Source organism: Slackia exigua ATCC 700122 (genome assembly GCF_000162875.1).
Lineage (GTDB): Bacteria > Actinomycetota > Coriobacteriia > Coriobacteriales > Eggerthellaceae > Slackia > Slackia exigua.
This window is the reverse complement of record NZ_GG700630.1, coordinates 172125-189843: the sequence shown is the minus strand read 5'-3', so window position 1 is coordinate 189843 and position 17719 is coordinate 172125. Positions and strand designations below refer to the sequence as shown.

Annotated in this window: 15 protein-coding genes; 14 read left to right on the top strand and 1 reads right to left on the bottom strand. The window is 64.1% G+C overall.

Annotated features, from left to right (window positions below; genetic code table 11):
• Window positions 1-18 precede the first annotated feature (18 nt).
• Window positions 19-576 (top strand): flavoprotein, encoded by a 558-nt coding sequence (locus tag HMPREF0762_RS00840; RefSeq protein WP_050759667.1) that lies wholly within the window; start codon window positions 19-21, stop codon window positions 574-576.
• A gap of 12 nt (window positions 577-588) precedes the next feature.
• Here the strand turns inward: HMPREF0762_RS00840 and nth are convergent, their stop codons facing one another.
• Complete coding sequence (gene nth, locus HMPREF0762_RS00835) at window positions 589-1248, bottom strand: endonuclease III (RefSeq protein ID WP_006361434.1); 660 nt, start codon at window positions 1246-1248, stop codon at window positions 589-591.
• Window positions 1249-1407: 159 nt separating this feature from the next.
• Between nth and mfd the strand changes: the two genes are divergently transcribed.
• The 13 genes from mfd (at window position 1408) to gluQRS (ending at window position 17617) form a co-directional block, all read left to right on the top strand.
• The gene (gene mfd, locus HMPREF0762_RS00830; RefSeq protein WP_006361433.1) at window positions 1408-4860 is read left to right on the top strand and encodes a transcription-repair coupling factor; all 3453 of its coding nucleotides are present in this window, start codon (window positions 1408-1410) and stop codon (window positions 4858-4860) included.
• A gap of 11 nt (window positions 4861-4871) precedes the next feature.
• The gene (locus HMPREF0762_RS00825) at window positions 4872-5537 is read left to right on the top strand and encodes a Crp/Fnr family transcriptional regulator (RefSeq protein ID WP_006361432.1); all 666 of its coding nucleotides are present in this window, start codon (window positions 4872-4874) and stop codon (window positions 5535-5537) included.
• A 438-nt stretch (window positions 5538-5975) separates the two neighbouring features.
• Window positions 5976-8825 carry a proton-conducting transporter transmembrane domain-containing protein gene (locus HMPREF0762_RS00815; protein ID WP_084779331.1) on the top strand — a complete coding sequence of 950 codons (2850 nt, stop codon included), beginning with the start codon at window positions 5976-5978 and terminating at the stop codon, window positions 8823-8825.
• A 10-nt stretch (window positions 8826-8835) separates the two neighbouring features.
• Window positions 8836-9279, top strand: a complete 444-nt coding sequence (locus HMPREF0762_RS00810) for an NADH-quinone oxidoreductase subunit B family protein (RefSeq protein ID WP_006361429.1) — start codon at window positions 8836-8838, stop codon at window positions 9277-9279.
• 3 nt (window positions 9280-9282) lie between these two features.
• Window positions 9283-9903: an NADH-quinone oxidoreductase subunit C gene (locus HMPREF0762_RS00805; RefSeq protein ID WP_006361428.1), complete on the top strand. Its 621-nt coding sequence runs from the start codon at window positions 9283-9285 to the stop codon at window positions 9901-9903.
• A 2-nt stretch (window positions 9904-9905) separates the two neighbouring features.
• A complete protein-coding gene (locus HMPREF0762_RS00800; protein WP_006361427.1) occupies window positions 9906-10994 on the top strand; it encodes a hydrogenase large subunit in 1089 nt (362 codons plus the stop codon).
• A gap of 9 nt (window positions 10995-11003) precedes the next feature.
• Window positions 11004-11468, top strand: coding sequence for a 4Fe-4S dicluster domain-containing protein (locus HMPREF0762_RS00795; protein WP_006361426.1), 465 nt, complete (start codon window positions 11004-11006; stop codon window positions 11466-11468).
• A gap of 171 nt (window positions 11469-11639) precedes the next feature.
• Window positions 11640-12359, top strand: a complete 720-nt coding sequence (locus HMPREF0762_RS00790; RefSeq protein WP_006361425.1) for a CDP-alcohol phosphatidyltransferase family protein — start codon at window positions 11640-11642, stop codon at window positions 12357-12359.
• Between the two features lie 41 nt (window positions 12360-12400).
• Entirely contained in the window at window positions 12401-13726 is a 1326-nt protein-coding gene (locus tag HMPREF0762_RS00785) for a D-alanyl-D-alanine carboxypeptidase family protein (protein WP_245935463.1), read from the top strand.
• A 30-nt stretch (window positions 13727-13756) separates the two neighbouring features.
• Window positions 13757-14206 (top strand): FHA domain-containing protein, encoded by a 450-nt coding sequence (locus HMPREF0762_RS00780; RefSeq protein ID WP_009078491.1) that lies wholly within the window; start codon window positions 13757-13759, stop codon window positions 14204-14206.
• Between the two features lie 30 nt (window positions 14207-14236).
• Complete coding sequence (locus HMPREF0762_RS00775; protein WP_006361422.1) at window positions 14237-15979, top strand: thiamine pyrophosphate-dependent enzyme; 1743 nt, start codon at window positions 14237-14239, stop codon at window positions 15977-15979.
• A complete protein-coding gene (locus HMPREF0762_RS00770) occupies window positions 15976-16575 on the top strand; it encodes an indolepyruvate oxidoreductase subunit beta (RefSeq protein ID WP_006361421.1) in 600 nt (199 codons plus the stop codon). The genes HMPREF0762_RS00775 and HMPREF0762_RS00770 overlap by 4 nt, the downstream gene beginning before the upstream one ends.
• A 1-nt stretch (window position 16576) precedes the next feature.
• Window positions 16577-17617: a tRNA glutamyl-Q(34) synthetase GluQRS gene (gene gluQRS, locus HMPREF0762_RS00765; protein ID WP_006361420.1), complete on the top strand. Its 1041-nt coding sequence runs from the start codon at window positions 16577-16579 to the stop codon at window positions 17615-17617.
• Window positions 17618-17719: the final 102 nt, after the last annotated feature.

The following is a 17719-nucleotide window of genomic DNA, read 5'->3' as shown; positions in this document are numbered from 1 at the left end:
GAAGAAGGGAGCGGATCTGTGGATTACGAAGGAAGACGCGTGCTCGTCGCCGTGAGCGCGGGCATCGCCGCCTATAAGGCGTGCGAAGCCGTCTCGGCGCTCGTGGGACGCGGCTGCTCGGTGCGCGTCATCATGACGCCTGAAGCGACGAAGTTCGTGGGGCCGCTCACGTTCGAAGCCCTGACCGGCAAGAAGGTCTATTCCGATACGTTCGATTACAGCGACGACGCATCGATCAAGCATATCGTCTTCGCACAAGAGGCCGAGGCGGCGATCGTGGTACCTGCGACAGCCGACGTCATCGCGAAGATGGCATGCGGCATCGCCGACGACATGGTCTCATCCACGCTGCTCGCGACGACGTGTCCGATCATCGTCTGTCCCGCCATGCACGCGGATATGTACCGCAATCCGTCGGTCGAGAAGAATCTGGGCACGCTTGCCGCACGCGGCGTGCGGCTTGTCGGTCCGGGAGAGGGGCGTCTCGCATCGGGCGATATCGGCCGCGGACCGCTCGCTCCTGTCGACGACATGGTCGCTGCGGTCCTGGCGGTTCTGGACGCGCCTCGGCGCTAGCCGTCCGTCGCCCTATCGCTTCGCGGGAAACGGGCAGACGTCCGCCACGAAGCATTCCGCGCATCGAGGATTCCGCGCCTGGCAGAACTCGCGGCCGAAGTGGACCCACTGATGGTTGATGAAGAGCCAGTCGGGTTTCGGATAGATGCGCAGGAGCTTCAATTCGACCTTCTCGGGCGTGTCGTCGTTGCGGGTGGCGAATCCGAGCCGATGCGCGATGCGGAAGACGTGCGTGTCCACGGCGATGCCTTGGGCATCGCGAAACGCCTGCGCCATGACGACGTTCGCGGTCTTGCGGCCGACGCCCGGAAGGCGTGTCAGCTCATCCATCGTGCGCGGCACGACGCCGCCGAAGTCGCAGACCACGGTCTGCGCGCACCCGATGACCTTCTTGGCCTTGGTGCGGAAGAACCCGAGCGGATGGATGATCTCTTCGACGCGGGCGAGCGGGGCGTTCGCCAATGCGTAGGCATCGGGGAATTCGGCGAACAGGATCGGCGTCACCTTGTTGACGGCGGCGTCGGTGCATTGCGCCGAGAGGACGACGGCGATGGTAAGCGTGAACGGATCTATGTGGTCGAGCGAGCATGCGCCCTCGCCGTAGCGCTCGAACATGCGCCGTTCGATCTCGGCGGCGCGCGCCCGCTTATCCGTCAGGTTCTCTCGTGCCATGCGTTCCCCCTCAGGCGTCGGATCGGATATGCCGACGCGGTTCTTTCTACGTATTCTCGAAGAAGGACGGGCGCTGTCAACGTCCGCGCCGCCGATTCTTCCGTAAAATCTCAGCGGCGCATCCTCAGGCGCGCCATCATTCAGACCGAAAGCGAACGTATGCTGATCCATTCCCTTGCGAAAGCCCTCTTCGACGCCGACGCGCTCGCCGCCGTCGCGGCAAAGCTCGATGCGGGGCAGGACGCCGCCCTCGGCGTCGCTGCATCCGCGCGTCCTTTCATCGTGGCCGCGCGCTATGCGATGAAGCCGCAGAGCATGCTCGTCATCGTGCCGGGCGAAGAAGGCGCATCCGCATTCGCCTCGAGCCTTTCCGCCTACATCGGGGATGCCGCGGTCGCGCGCTTCCCATTGCGTGAGGATTATCCGTTCGCGCCCAAGAAGGCGAATGCCAAGACGGTCGCCCTGCGCACGCGGGCGGCATGGGCCCTTGCATCGGGCGAGCCCGTCGTCGTGGTGGCGAGCGCCGCGTCCATGGTGCGCCGCCTTCCGCCGAGCGACGCGGGCGTCTTCGCGCCGATCGAGCTTGCGCCGGGCCGCGAGCCCGTCGATCCTTCGACCGGGGAGGCGCTCGATTTCGCTGCCTTCGCCGATGCGCTCGTCGCCCGCGGGTTCGAGAATGCCGGAGAGCTCGACGGGCCGGGCACGTTCTGCGTGCGCGGCGGCACCGTGGACGTCTTCCCGGGCACCGGGGTGTTTCCCGTGCGCGTCGATTTCTTCGGAGACGAGATGGACGGGATACGCCGCGTCGTGCCGGGCACCGGCCAATCCATCTCGTCGCTCGCGTCGTTTTCCATCTTCCCCGTGCGCGAATACCGCCTGTCCTCGCGCGCCGTCAAACGGGCGTCGGATGCCGTCGCCTCTCGGGCCGCCACCGATCCCGTGTGGCGAGACCTCTACGACAAGCTGGGAGAAGGCGTCGATTTCGAAGGGGCCGACGCGTTGCTTCCTCATCTGTACGCGCGCACCGACACGCTCGGCGCCTACGTGCGTCCCGATGCGCTCGTGGTCCTCAGCGAGCCGCGCAGCCTGATCGATGACGCGGCCCATGCCGCAGACGATGCCGCCCGGCGCGCCCAAGGAAGCCATATCCCTGCGACCGGGCTGTACGCCGAGGCGTCCGACCTCGATTTCGGCGCCGCGCCTCGCTTCACCCTGGCGTCCATCATGCGCGTCGGCGGCATGCTCGACGAGGAGCTCCCGGTCAAGCGCACCGATGTCGCCGGCGACGGCGACAAGCTGATCGCCAAGCTGCGCTCGCTCATCGACCAGCGATACACCGTGGCCTTCTGCGTGCCGCAGTATCGGGCCCGCCAGGACATGAAGCTTCTGTTCGTCGATGCGGGGCTGCCCATCGTCGAGGCGCTCGATGCGGCAGGAGGGGATCGGCACCCTCTGAAACGCGGCGTGGTGAACGTCGTGGACGTGGACGTGCCGCTCGGCATGGTCATTCCCAAGTCCAAGCTCGCCATCGTGTCGATCCACGACCTCCAAGGCCGCGCATCCGCCGTCGCGCGGCGCCGTCGCGTGGATGCGACCGAGATCACGTTTCCGTTCAAGCCGGGCGATTACGTCGTCCACGCCGCCCATGGCGTCGCGTTCTTCCGCGGTCTGGTGCGTCAGGACGTCGGCGGCACGATGCGCGACTACCTGCAGCTCGAATACGCGGAGAACGACAAGCTCTTCGTTCCCGTCGAACAGCTCGACCGCATCACGCGCTATGTGGGCCCCGAGGGCAGCAGCCCGCGTCTGACGCGCCTGAACACGTCGGACTGGTCGCGTGCGATGTCCAAGGCGCGCGCATCCACCAAGCAGCTCGCGTTCGACCTGGTGGACGTCTATACGCGCCGCTCGTCCGTGCCGGGCTTCCGCTATTCCCCCGACAATCCCTGGCAGAAGGAGATGGAAGACGCGTTTCCCTACGCCGAGACGCCCGATCAGCTTTCCGCCATCGCAGAGGTCAAGGCCGACATGCAGTCTTCGCGGCCTATGGATCGTCTGGTCTGCGGCGACGTGGGATTCGGCAAGACCGAGGTCGCTCTGCGCGCGGCGTTCAAAGCCGTCCAGGACGACAAGCAGGTCATGGTGCTCTGTCCGACCACCATCCTCGCGCAGCAGCACTACGCCACGTTCAAGGACCGCTTCGAGCCGTTCCACGTGAGCGTCGAGGTGCTCTCGCGCTTCAGAACGCCTGCCGAGCAGAAGGAAACGCTTGCCGGATTCGCCGACGGGACCGTCGACGTGCTCGTGGGCACGCATCGCCTGCTGTCGCGCGACGTGAATCCACGTGATCTGGGACTCGTCATCATCGACGAAGAGCAGCGCTTCGGTGTGGGACATAAGGAGCAGCTCAAGAACCTGCGCGAGCATATCGATGTGCTGACGCTTTCCGCCACGCCCATTCCGCGCACGCTGCAGATGAGCCTGTCGGGCGTGCGCGATACGAGCCTGATCCTCACGCCGCCTGACGAGCGCCGGCCGGTCGAGGTGCACGTGGGGGAGTGGGACCCCGACATCGTGTCCGACGCCATCAGGCGCGAGATGCAGCGCGGGGGCCAGGTGTACTACGTGTCGAACCGCGTGAGGACGATCGAGGACGCGCTCGATCACGTGCGGGACGCGGCTCCCGAGGCGCGCATCGGCGCGGCCCACGGCAAGATGGGCAAGGAAGAGCTCGAAGCCGTCATGGAGGATTTCGCGGCGGGGGCCATAGACGTGCTCGTTGCGACGACGATCATCGAAAGCGGCATCGACAACCCGCATACCAACACGCTTGTCATCGAAGATTCGCAGCGTTTGGGACTAGCGCAGATGTACCAGCTCAAAGGACGTGTCGGGCGCAGCTCGCTGCAGGCCTACGCCTATTTCATGTTCCCGAGCGAGGTTCCGTTGACCGAAGAGGCCACCGCGCGCCTGCAAGCCATCGACGAGCATCGCGAGCTCGGGAGCGGCATGCAGGTCGCCATGCGCGACCTCGAGATCCGGGGAGCCGGCAGCCTTCTGGGCGCGGAGCAGAGCGGGTCGGTGAGCGCCGTCGGCTTCGATCTGTTCGCCCAGATGCTCGCGACCGCGTTCAACGACGCCCGAGAGGGCAGGCCGTTGGACGATAGGGCGCCGCAAGCGCTTTCCGATATCACGCTCAACGTGCCCGGCAGCGCGTTCATCTCGGAAGACTATGTGCCCGACACCGACGAGCGCGTGCTTTTGTACCGACGCGCGGCGTTCGCCGACACGCCGGGCGCCGTGGACGACCTTGCGGCCGCCATCGTGGAGGCTCACGGCGAGATGCCTGAGGAGTGCCTCGCCCTGATCACGCGCGCCCGCATCCGCGCCTGGTGCGGCGAGCACGGCGTGCGCCTCGTGAACGTGGTAGCAGGCAGACTCAACGTGGAACCCATCGCGCTTTCGCCCGAAACGATGAAGGATCTCAGGCGCCACGGCGGCCGTTTCGTCACGGCGGCCAAGCGTCTGGTCGTGCCCGTCAAGTATTTCAATGCCGAGGGAGACGCCCAGCTCCTTGCAGCGATCGCCGCGTTCCTCGAGCAGACGACGTAAGGAGGAGAATCATGGATATCGGCATCCTTTCCAGCTGCAGCGTCTTCAAGGGCGTGGACCTCGCATCCATCGACGCGGTCCTGCATTCCGCCGCCGCCCGCGAGAAGACGTATGCGAAGGGCTCGTACGTCTATCGTCAGGGCGACATCGTCAAATCCATGGGCATCGTGCTCGAAGGGCGCGTGCGCATCGAAAGCACCGACGTATGGGGCAATACGAACCTGATCGGAAGCGGCAAGCCCGGATCGGTGTTTGCCGAGACCTACGCCGCCGTGCGCGACACGCCGCTCATGGTCGATGTCGTCGCGGACGATGATTGCCGCATCGTGTTCTTGGACGTCGCGCGCATTCTGGCGGGGGACGGCGTCGATGATGCGACGGGGATGCAGGTGACGCGCAATCTCGTGCTCACCTTCGCTCAGAAGAACCTCGGGCTTTCGCGGCGCATCATGCATTCGACTCCCAAGACCATCCGCGCGCGCCTCGTCTCGTATCTTTCGTACGAAGCCACGAAGCACGGATCGAACGAATTCGACATTCCGTACGACCGCCAACGTTTGGCCGACTACCTCTCGGTCGACCGCAGCGCCCTTTCAAGCGAGATCGGAAAGATGCAGCGCGAGGGGCTTCTCGATGCGCGACGCAGCCATTTCATCCTGAAATCGCCGCTCGAATAGGTTCAGGCGCCGTTCGATCGCGGAATCATGCCGTTCGCGGCGATTCGACCGAAAACCTGCCGTTCGCCCGCGCCTTGCGACACACGGGTCCGCGCATCACGGGACCCCCACAACCTATAGGTACATTTCCACCATATCCACTATGGATGGAATGATGACCGGCATGTGCTTTTCTCTGCCGCTCGCGTCGCATCTCGCGGACGCAGACGTCGGCGACAGGTATATTGCAGGTGATGCGGTTGCATTTCGCACCGAAAGGGGGAGCGTCGAAAACCGTCGGCGCGAAGCGGTGTATCGCCGCGCGGATGGTCCCGCTCATCCGCCCATGCGTTGTCACGCGTCCTCTTTCGTTGCTACCATTCCGAATTGCGCGCCTCGCCGGCGCGCCGGGGACCGATCGTCGCCTCGCGGCGGCACGACATTCGAAAGAAGGCATTCGTGGAACTGATCTCGGCGCTTATCCTCATGCCCTGCTTCGCCGCGTTGGTCATGCTCTTCATCAGGCAGGACAAGGCGCGTGCGGTCCTGTCGGCGTCGTTCGCCGCGATCATCGCCGCGCTTTCCGTCGCGTTCGCGGCCGTCTACCTGCCTCAGGGGTCCGTGTCGGTCGAGCTTCCCGCGTCGTACGCGTCCGCGCTCGGCGGCATAGGGTTCGTGCTCGATCTTGTGGTCGGAGCGTTCATCCTGGCCTATGCGGTGCGCTACAAGCGAACGCTTGCGGCCGCGCTCGTGCTCGTGCAGATCGTCGGTGCCATCGCCATCGAGGCGGCGCTTTCCGACGGCGTCGAGTTCTCGACGGCGATGCATATCGACGCGCTCGCCGTCGTCATGGTGCTCATCATCGGTGTGATCGGCTCGGGCATCTGCGTGTATTCCCTAGGCTACATGAAGGATTTCCAAGACATCCATGCCGATCAGAAGGACCGCCGCCCGTGGTTCTTCGCGGTCATTTTCGCGTTCCTCTCGGCCATGTACAACGTCGTGCTCGTCGATAACCTGTCGTGGATGTACACCGCCTGGGAGATCACCACGCTGTGCTCGTTCCTCCTGATCGGCTTCACGAAGACCGAAGAAGCGATAGATAATGCGTTTCGCCAGATCGTCATGAACATGCTCGGAGGCATCGCATTCCAGGCCGCCATCGCGTATCTGTGCATCGAAGGGCTTCCGCTCACCATGAGCGCCTTTCTCGCGCAGGGCGCGCAAGGATCGGCCCTCTTCGCCCTGCCCGTGGCGCTGCTCGCGTTCGCCGGCATGACGAAAGCCGCGCAGATGCCCTTCCATACCTGGTTGCTCGGCGCCATGGTCGCGCCCACGCCCACGAGCGCGCTTCTGCATTCCTCCACGATGGTCAAGGCCGGCGTCTTCCTGCTCATCAAGCTCGCGCCTCTCTTCCTCGTCTATCCGACCGCATCGGCCATGGTCATCGCCGTGGGCGGCTTCACGTTCCTGATGTCGTCGCTGCTCGCCATCTCGCAATCCAATGCCAAGCGCGTGCTCGCGTACTCGACCATCGGCAACCTCGGCCTGATCGCGGCCTGCGCCGGCGTCGGCACGCCCGAGGCGGTCTGGGCGGCCATCTTCCTGATCATCTTCCACGCCGCGGCGAAGAGCCTGCTGTTCCTCTGCGTCGGCTCTGCCGAGCACCAGATCGGCTCCCGCGACATCGAATCCATGGACGGCCTGTTCGACCGCATGCCGCGCCTTGCGCGCTACATGATGCTCGGCTGCATGGGCATGTTCATCGCCCCGTTCGGCATGCTCATCTCCAAATGGGCTTCGCTCGTGTCGTTCGCCTCGACCGGCCAGGTCCTTCTGCTCGGCATGCTTGCGTTCGGCTCTGCCGCCACGTTCATGTTCTGGGCCAAGTTCATCGGGAAGCTTTCCGGCGTCGCCGCGCATGCGGAAAACCAGGAGATGAAGATCCATCGGAGCGAATGGGCGACCATCGGCCTCATGGCCGTGCTCACCGTCGGGTGCGCCGTGTTCATGCCGCTGCTGTCCGCCGGCTTCGTCGAGCCGTATCTCGCTTCCACCTATGCGATGGCAGGCGACGTGATCGGCGCCGACAACATGCTCATCACGAGCGTCTCGTCGGCCTTCATCGTCGCCGTGATGTTCGGCGCGCTCGGACATGCCCGCAAGCGTATCGTTCCAATATATCTGGGCGGCGTCACGATCGACAAGTCGGCGCGCACGTTCCGCGATTCCATGTCCAAGCCTCGTCAGGCGACCGCGCGCAATTGGTATCTCGAAGACATCTTCGGCGAGCGCATCCTCGACAAGCCGGCCACCGTCATCTCCGCAATCGCGGTCGTGGTCGGGCTTGCGGCTTCGGCGGCGTTTTCCGTGGCTTCCTTCGAGACGGCCATCGCGCTTCCGATGTACGCCTCGGTCGGCACGGTCGGCGACGACCTGCTGCGAACCTTGATCGGCACTGTCGCCTTCGCCGTTCTCGGTCCTGTCGTCGGCTGCCTTCTCGCGGGAGCCGACCGCATCGTCACCGCGCGCATGCAGGGCCGCGTCGGCCCGCCGCTGCTGCAGCCTTATTACGACGTGCGCAAGCTGCTCGTGAAAGACGACGTCGCGGTCAATTCCGTGGAAGACGTCTATGTCACCTGCGCGCTCATTTTCGCATTGCTTTCCGGGGGCACGTTCTTCGGCGGCGGGAACTTCCTGATGTGCGCGTTTCTGATCACGCTGTCGGCGCTCTTCTTCATCCTGGCCGCGTATTCCACGCGCTCTCCCTATGCGGAAATCGGCGCCGATCGCGAAACGGTGCAGGTCATGGCTTATGAGCCGGTCATCCTTTTCATGGCGGTCTGCATGTTCCTCGCGATCGGCACCTTCGATGTCGCGGGCGTCGCGCTCTACAGCCGTCCGCTGATCGTCGTCTGCATTCCCGTATTCCTCGCGCTGATGTTCGTGCTCACCATCAAGCTGCGCAAATCGCCCTTCGACCTGTCCTATTCGCATCATGGGCACCAGGAGATCGTCAAGGGCATCACCACCGAGATGAGCGGACGCACGCTCGCGAAGGTCGAGGTCATGCACTGGTGCGAAAGCGTGCTCTTCCTCGGATGGGTCGGCATGTTCTTCGTGTGGGGCAATCCCGTCTCCTATGTCCTCGCCGTCGCGGTCGCGCTTGCCGCCTGGCTGCTCGAGATCTTCATAGACAACAATTTCGCACGCGTGAAATGGCAGGCCATGCTCAAATGGGCGTGGATCGTCGGCGGCGTGCTCGGCATCGGCAACATCGCCGCGCTGTGCGCCTTCATCGTCTTCTAGGGAGTCTGATATGAGCTACGTATCCAAATCGCCCTGGGTCATCCACTACGACGCGAGCAGCTGCAACGGCTGCGACATCGAAGTGCTCGCGTCCTTGACGCCGCTCTACGACGCCGAACGCTTCGGCGTCATCAACACCGGCAACCCCAAGCATGCCGACATCTTCCTGGTGACCGGCTCGGTCAACGAGCGCAACATCAAGGTCATCCAAGAGATCTACGACCAGATGGTCGACCCAAAGGTGGTCGTCGCGGTGGGCATCTGCGCCTGCTCGGGCGGTATCTTCCATGATTGCTACAACGTGATCGGCGGCGTCGATCAGGCCATTCCGGTCGACGTCTACGTCCCCGGCTGCGCGGCGAGCCCCGAGAACATCATCGACGGCGTCGTGCGCGGCGTGGCGGTGCTCGAGCAGAAGGCCGCCGAGCTCGCCTCGGCGAGGAAAGGAGCCTAGAAGATGGCATTCGATTCGACGTTCGTCGATATTCCCGTCGATCGGCTGCATGCGGTCGCGCAGGAGAAGCATGACGAAGGGTTCCGCTTCGTGCAGATGCTCTGCCGCATGGCCGATCCCGGCATCGACGTCATCTACACCTTCATGAAGGACGGCGCGGTCGAGAACTACGCCCTGCGCTCGGTCGATTCCGAGACGCAGGCGGTTCCTTCCATATCAGACCTGTTCATGGCCGCGTTCGCGAACGAAAACGAGGCGCACGACCTTTTCGGGTTGAACGTCGAAGGCATCGTGATCGATTTCGCCGGCGCATTCTACGACGTCGCCGTCGACAAGCCTATGACCGTGCTGTCGCCTGCGCAGAAGGCGGCGCGCGACAAAGCCGCGAAACTCGCCGCCGCGAAAGCGGCGCGGGCCGCGAAGGCCAAGGAGGAGCCGAAGACGCAGGCGGCATCGGACGCTTCGAAGGGCGTACCTGCGGCGCCTGCGCCCAAGAAGACCGTTGAAGAGCAGCGCGCAGCCATGGAGGCCCGCGTCGTCGGCATGGATCCCGAGAAGGCCGCCAAGGTGCGCGCGGCATTCGAGGCGCGCGTCGCGCGCGAGTCCGCGAAGGACGGTGAGTAACGATGGGAAAGGCGACGGTCATCCCGTTCGGTCCGCAGCATCCGGTGCTGCCCGAACCCCTCCATCTCGACCTTGTCGTCGAGGACGAACATGTCATCGAGGCGATTCCGCAGATCGGGTTCATCCATCGCGGGCTTGAGAAGCTCGTGGATTCCCACGACATCCATAAGTTCGTCTACGTGGCCGAACGCATCTGCGGCATCTGCAGCTTCGGCCATTCGCTCGGCTACGTGGAGACGGTCGAGAAGGCGATGGGGCTTGAGATCCCCAAGCGGGCAGAATACCTGCGCGTTATCATGCACGAGCTGTCTCGCATGCATTCCCACCTGCTCTGGATGGGCCTTGCCGCCGACGCGTTCGGCTTCGAGAGCCTCTTCATGCATACGTGGCGTCTGCGCGAGCGCGTGCTCGACATCTTCCAAGAGACCACCGGCGGCCGCGTGATCCTGTCCTACGTCAATGTCGGCGGTGTGAACAGCGACATCGACGGCACGGTTCTCTCGACCATCATCACGCGCCTCGAAGGCATCAAGGACGAATATCGCGAGGTTCTGAACACCTTCCTCAAAGATTCGTCGGTCAAGAGCCGTCTCGTGGGCATCGGGCATCTGTCGCGCGACGATGCGGCGGCCACCTCGATGGTCGGTCCGTTCGGTCGCGCTTCCAACATCGCCTACGATGCGCGCATGCTCGGAAGCGGGGCGTACGGCGACCTTGAGGACTTCCAGCCCATCCTGGACGATCAGGGCGACTGCTACGCGCGCGTCAAGGTGCGCGGCCTCGAGGTCCTGCAATCCATCGACATCATCGAAGAGCTCATCGCGAAGATTCCCCATGACGGCATCGGCGAGCGCACGAAGCTTCGCCCGGCCGACGGGGTCGAAGCGGTCAACCTGCTCGAGCAGCCGCGCGGCGAGTGCTTCTATTATGCGCGCGGCAACGGCTCCAAGAACCTTGACCGCATGCGCATGCGGACTCCCACCACGCAGAACCTCGCCGGCATGGTGAAGGCGCTCGAGGGCTCCGATTTGGCCGATGTCCCGAACATCATCCTCACGATCGACCCCTGCATCAGCTGCTCGGAAAGGTAGGGACGCATTATGCCGAACTTCAAGCTGGGGAAGATGACGATCCGGTCGCTGTTCAAGAAGCCCGAGACCATCATGTACCCCCTCGAATCCCCCGAACCTTACGCCGCGATGCGCGGGCACGTGGACGTCGAACCGCAGAAATGCGTGCTGTGCTCGATCTGCCAGCGCGTCTGCCCGACGGATTCGATCGTCGTGGACAAGAAGGGCGCATCGTGGACCATCAACTGGTTCAGCTGCGTCATCTGCGGAGAATGCGTGCGCGCCTGTCCGCACGACGCGCTTGACATGCATACCGCCCGCCTCGAGGCCGCGCAGCAGAAATTCCTGCATCCTGTGGCGGTCGAGGTCGAATCTCCCGAGGAGAAGGCCGAACGCGAACGCAAGAAGAAGGAGCGCGCCGCCGCCGCCCTCGCCGCGAAGGCCGCACGTGAGGCCGAGAAGGCCAAGGAGGCCGAAGGAGAGGGCGGAAAATAGGCCCGTCGTCGTCCGAGGTTTCGTTCGAGGAGCCGGCCGCGTGCCGGCTCCTCGCGTATGTAACCAGACGGTGTTAATCCGCGCATCGCACGGCTTCCCTTCATTTACCTGATAGAATCACAGGTTGCATGCGCCGCATGCCTTCTCGCCCGATACCTGTGAGGGAGCCTGATGCCTGCTCAGGAACAAAAGATTTCGAATCGCGTTCTTACGGTTCCGAACGTCATATCATGCATCCGTCTCTGCTTGATTCCGGTTTTCGTAGCCGTGCTCTTCTGCGGGCATGGCGTTGTCGCCACCTTCATCTACGCCTTCGCCGCTTCGAGCGATTTCCTTGACGGATACATCGCCCGCAGGACGAATGCGGTGTCCAGGCTCGGCAAGCTTCTCGATCCCTTCGTCGATCGCATGCTGCTCGTGACGGGCGTCATCTGCCTGCTTATCCTCGGACGGCTTCCTGTGTGGATCATCGTGCTCGTCGTGGTCCGCGATCTCGTTCTGGTTGCCGGCGACGCGCATCTCGTCTATCACTACGGCCGACATGTCGACGTCATCATGCTCGGCAAGGTCGCGACCACGCTTCTCTATATCGGCTTCGCAGGCCTGATGCTGAACATTCCGCAGGTCGCAGGCATCCATCTTGTGGATGCCTCCTGGCTTCCGGGATTGAACGGCCAGGTATCCTCGTGGGGTATCTGGTTCGTGTATGCGGGCCTTGCCGTATCGCTCATCTCGTCCGTGTACTACATCTGCGCCGGGGTCGGGATCATCCGCCATGCGGAGAAGGCCTCCGTCGGAACAGGGTCCGAGCGCATCGCCAATGCCGTGTTCGGCCCCAAGCCCGACGCGCAGGATCGCCCCGAAGGACCTTCGGCCGGGGGTTCGCTATGATCGCGCGTTCGTTCGGCAGCGGCCCATCGATGCGCCGTTGCGTGCTTAGCATCGTCGCCGCCCTCGTTCTTGCGATCGGCATCGCATCACCTGCCTGGGCCGATGTGCGCCCGTCGACCGACCTCGTCCTCGGCTCCACCGAAGCGAGCCGGGGGCTTTCCATCGACAATTCCCCCGACATCGATGCCGAGGCGGCCCTTGCCGTCACCTACGACGGGCGCGAGCTCTTCGCGCGCAACGCCGATTCCGAATACAAGATCGCATCCATCACCAAGATCATGACCGCGATCGTCGCGCTCGATAACGCATCGCTCACCGACACGATCACCGTGAGCGACAAGGCGGGCACGACGATCGGTTCGTCCGCCCAGCTGCGGCCCGGCGACACGATGTCGCTCAAGACGGCGCTTCAAGGCCTGCTCGTCCCCTCGGGAAACGACGCGGCCGTCGCCATCGCCGAAACCGTGGGCGCGCGTCTCGTGACCGATGCCCAGCCCGATCCTGAAGGGGCCTTCGTCGATGCGATGAACGCCAGGGCGGCGGAGATCGGCTGCACCGACACCCTGTTCACGAATCCTCATGGGCTCGATTCCGACGGCTACGAGAGCGATGCGCATTCGACCGCGCACGACGTCGCGAAGATGACCGCGTATGCCATGCAGAACGACACGTTCCGCTCGATCGTCGGCGGGGGAGACGTCACCGTCACCGTCACGCAGAAAGACGGGACCCAGCGCGCGATCACGCTCATCTCGACCGACGAGCTCCTCGGCGTCTACGACGGGATGGTCGGCGTGAAGACCGGCACGGGCGACGTCGCCCTCAACTGCTTCGCCGGCGCCTGCGAGCGCACGGAAGACAGCATCTACACCGTCGTGCTCGGCAGTTCGACCGAAGAAGGCCGATTCGACGCCACCGCATCGCTGCTCGACTGGGCCTTCGATAATATCCAGGACGTCGATCTGATCAATTCGCCGTATGCGCTCGATCGTTCGGGCGCAAACGTCCCCGTCGTCGCAGAGGTCGCCTGCACCGCCTGGCCCGATAAGACCGTACGCGCCACCGTCGCCGATCCCGATGCGCTCACGCGCATCTTCGCGGCGTCGGGCACCATCACCCAAGACGTGTCGTACGACGAGCCGTCGGGAGCCGTGAAGTCGGGCGACAAGGTCGGCGCGATAGACTTCTTCCAAGGCTCCGAGCGCATCGCATCCGTCGACCTCATCGCCGCCGAGGACGTCGCCGCCCCGAACATCTTCGAGGGCTTCGGCATCTGGTTCGCGCGACTGGTCGCAGACCTGCAGGGACAGCCGTCCGTCGCTGCGTCGGCATGCTATAACGTTCCGACCCCTATCATGGATAGATAACCCTTTCAGGCTGTAAGGAAAGGAAGTCTCATGGCCTCAACCTGCCCCGTATGCATGGCGCCTCTGCCCGAAGGGGCGAATGCGTGTCCGACCTGCGGATTCAAGCTTCTCGGCAAGACGCAGGCCTTCAAGCCCATCGCTTCCGATGCCCAGGCGTCGGCCTCTTCTCCCATCTTCGACGAAGCCAGGCTGCGCATCGTGCGCGGCCCTCAGGTCGGCAACGTCTTCCGTCTCGCGGCCGACGTCATCACCATCGGCCGCAGCCCGCAATGCGACATCTTCCTCAACGATATGACGGTATCCCGCTCCCATGCCGAGATCAGGCGTGTGAACGGCGTGTTCCATATCGTCGACCTCGATTCCTTCAACGGACTCTGGGTCAATAACCGAAACGTTCGCGAGACGCGCCTGTACGACGGCGACGTCATCCAGATCGGCACGTTCAGCCTGGCGTTCTCCCCGATGGATCCGACGCGCTAGCTCAAAGTGCTTGCAAGGGGGAACCGAATCATGGAACTGCTTTCCGGCAACGAAGCGATAGCCCGCGGCGCATGGGAGGCCGGCGCGCACATCGGCGTCGCGTATCCGGGCACGCCCTCTACGGAAACGATGGAGGTTTTCGCGCGGATGCCCGGCGTCTACGCCGAATGGGCCACGAACGAGAAGGTCGCCGTCGAGGTCGGCGTCGGCGCATCCGCCGCGGGCGCGCGCGTCTTGGTCACGATGAAGCACGTCGGCGTCAACGTCGCGGCCGATCCTCTGTTCACGGCGGCCTACACGGGCGTCGGCGGCGGCCTCGTCGTCCTGGCGGCCGACGATCCCGGCATGCATTCGTCCCAAGACGAGCAGGATTCGCGCTACTACGCTATGGCTGCGCACATTCCTCTGCTCGAGCCGGCGGATAGCGCCGAGGCGCGCGCCTTCACGCGCGATGCGTACGATCTGTCCGAACGGTTCGACGTGCCCTTCTTCATTCGTTCGACGGTGCGCATCTCCCATGCGAAGTGTCCGACCGACGTCGGTCCCCGCACAGACGTCGAGAAGAAACCGTATGCGAAGGACGAGTCGAAGTGGGTCATGATGCCCGCGTTCGCGCGGCCGCGCCGCGTGAATCTGATCGAACGGGACGAAGCGCTGCGGGCCTGGGCGGACGAATGCCCGTACAACGTCGTGGAGAAACGTGATGCTCGAATCGGCATCGTCTGTTCCGGCGCCACCTATCAGCACGTGCGCGAAGCATTGCCCGACGCGTCCGTTCTGAAGCTCGGGCTTTCCTGGCCGCTTCCTGAAAAGCTCCTGCATGAGTTCGCCGCCTCGGTCGACGACGTCTACGTCATCGAAGAGGCATCCGCCTATCTCTCCGATGCGGTCAAGGCCGCAGGCATCGTGCCGTCTGCGCCGAAGCGCCCGCTTCCGCGTGCCGGCGAGCTCACGCCGGGCGATATCCGCGTCGCATTCGGCGCCGAGGTGCCGGCGCACATCGATGCGCCCGAGGGGATACCCGGACGTCCTCCGGCGCTGTGCCCCGGCTGCCCCCATCGTCCGGTCTTCCGCGAGCTGCACCGCATGCGTGCCATCGTCACGGGCGACATCGGCTGCTACACGCTCGGGGCCCTCGCGCCGCTTTCCGCAATGGATACGAGCCTGTGCATGGGAGCATCGGTTTCCATGTCGCACGGGTTCGAGCTTGCGATGGAAGGCACGAAGCATCGTCCGGTCGTCGCCGTCATCGGCGATTCGACGTTCGCCCATTCGGGACTGACATCGCTTATCTCCACCGTGTACAACCAGGGGGCAGGCACCGTCTGCATCCTCGACAACCGTACGACCGCCATGACGGGGCGCCAGGGCAATCCGGTCAACGGCGTGACGCTTCAGAACCGTCCGAGCCGAGAGCTCGACCTCATGAAGCTCATGGAAGCCATCGGCATCGAAGACCTTCAGCTCGTCGATCCCCAGGATGTCAAAGCCGTCCACGAGGCGCTCGTCCGTGCGACAAAGGCCGCCGATGCGCTCTCGGTCATCGTTTTCAAATCGCCCTGCGTGCTGCTCGAGCGCGCGCAACGTGAGAAGTATGCCGTCAAGCCCGACTGCCGGGGATGCAAGATGTGCGTTCAGATCGGCTGCCCCTCCATCTCCTTCGACCTTTCGTCCAACGTGGCCTCGATAGATCCCGCGCTCTGCGTCGGATGCTCGCAATGCGCCCAAGTCTGCCCGTTTTCCGTGATCGTGAAAGAGAGCGAGGCCCGATGAGCGATTCAGCGAAAACCATCCTGCTCTGCGGCGTCGGCGGACAGGGCACCATTCTCGCCGCCGATCTGCTGGCGCGCGCCGCCATTGCGTCGGGAGACGACGTGAAGCTCTCGGAAATCCACGGCATGGCCCAGCGCGGCGGCGCCGTGACGACCGTCGTGCGCGTCGGACGCGCGGTCGGGACCATGGTCGCCGACATCGGCGATGCCGATTTCCTCATCTCGTTCGAGACCACCGAAGCCCTGCGCAACATCGCGTATCTCAAGCAGGACGGAATCGCCATCGTGAGCGACGAGACCATCAAGCCCCTGACGGCGCTCACGGGACGCGTCCCCATGCCGCGCGGCGCCCGCAAGACGCTTTCGGGTTTCGGCGCTCTCGTCACGCCTGCCGAACTCCTCGCCCGCCAGGCCGGCAGCGTCAAGAGCGTCAACGTCGTGCTTCTCGGCGTGCTTTCCACCTTCCTCGACTACGATGAGGCTGTCTGGCTCGATGTCATACGCGGCCGCGTGCCCGAGCGGTTCGTCGACATGAATCTCAAGGCGTTCTCGCTCGGAAGGTCGTTCGCGCGCGACCGCGCCGGGCAGATGGGCTGACATGCCCGTATCGCGCGGCGACACGCATCCCTCGGGCATCGTCGGGAGCGATGCTCTGGGAGGCGCCTTGACGATCGACGGCGCAAGCCGTCGGGAAAAAGGGCGGTTCGCGCCGTCCCCTTCGGGGCGCATGCACATCGGCAACCTCTACAGCTTCCTCGTCGCATGGCTCGTCGCGAAATCGACCGGCGCCTCGCTCGTGCTGCGCATCGAGGATCTCGATGAGGCGCGCTGCAAGCAGTCATGGGCCGATGCGATTATGCGCGATTTCGAATGGCTCGGGCTCACCTGGGATGAAGGTCCTATCTATCAGCATGATCGCCTGGATGCGTATCGCGAGGCGTTCGAGAGGCTGCGCCGTGCAGGACGCACCTACCCCTGCTTCTGCACCCGCGCCGCGTGGCATGCGGCAAGCGCTCCTCATGCAGGCGAGGGATTCGTCTATCCGGGCACCTGCCGGCTTCTCTCCGACGATGCGCGGGTTAAACGGGCATCCGAGGCGCATCGTCCGTTCGCCCAGCGTTTCTACGTCGGGGAGGGTGCGTTCTCATACGACGACGCATTCCAGGGCCTTCAGACCTTCGATATGCAGCGCGATGTGGGAGACGCCGTCGTGATGCGCTCAGACCAGGCGTTCGCGTATCAGCTCGCCGTGGTCGTCGACGACGCAGGCGAGGGAATTACCCAGGTCGTACGTGGAAGCGACCTCATAAGGTCCGTGCCTGTGCAGGCGGCGCTCCAGGATGCGCTCGCCTATGCGCGACCGACGTACTTCCATGCGCCGCTTCTCGTCGATGCGACGGGACGCCGTCTTTCCAAGCGCTCAGGCGACGTAGGCATGGACGCCTTGAAGGAGCGCTTCAAGTCTCCCGAGCGCCTCTGGGGAGCCATTGCCGCTGCAACAGGCCTGTTGGACGGGCGATCGCTTGATTCGCCCGCGCCCGTTTTCGCCGTTTCGCTCGAAGAGCTCGCCTGCGTCTGGAATGAAAAATCCTGCTGCCGCCCGTCGGTGGCGATAGGCTCGGGGCTTCTCGGCCTCTGACGTTTCATTCGGGTTCTCGCGCGAAGCAGATTCTTGTCCATAATAAGTTAACCTTATATTACAATTTCACGCTGGATTATAAGGAAGCAGGGAATACCGAGG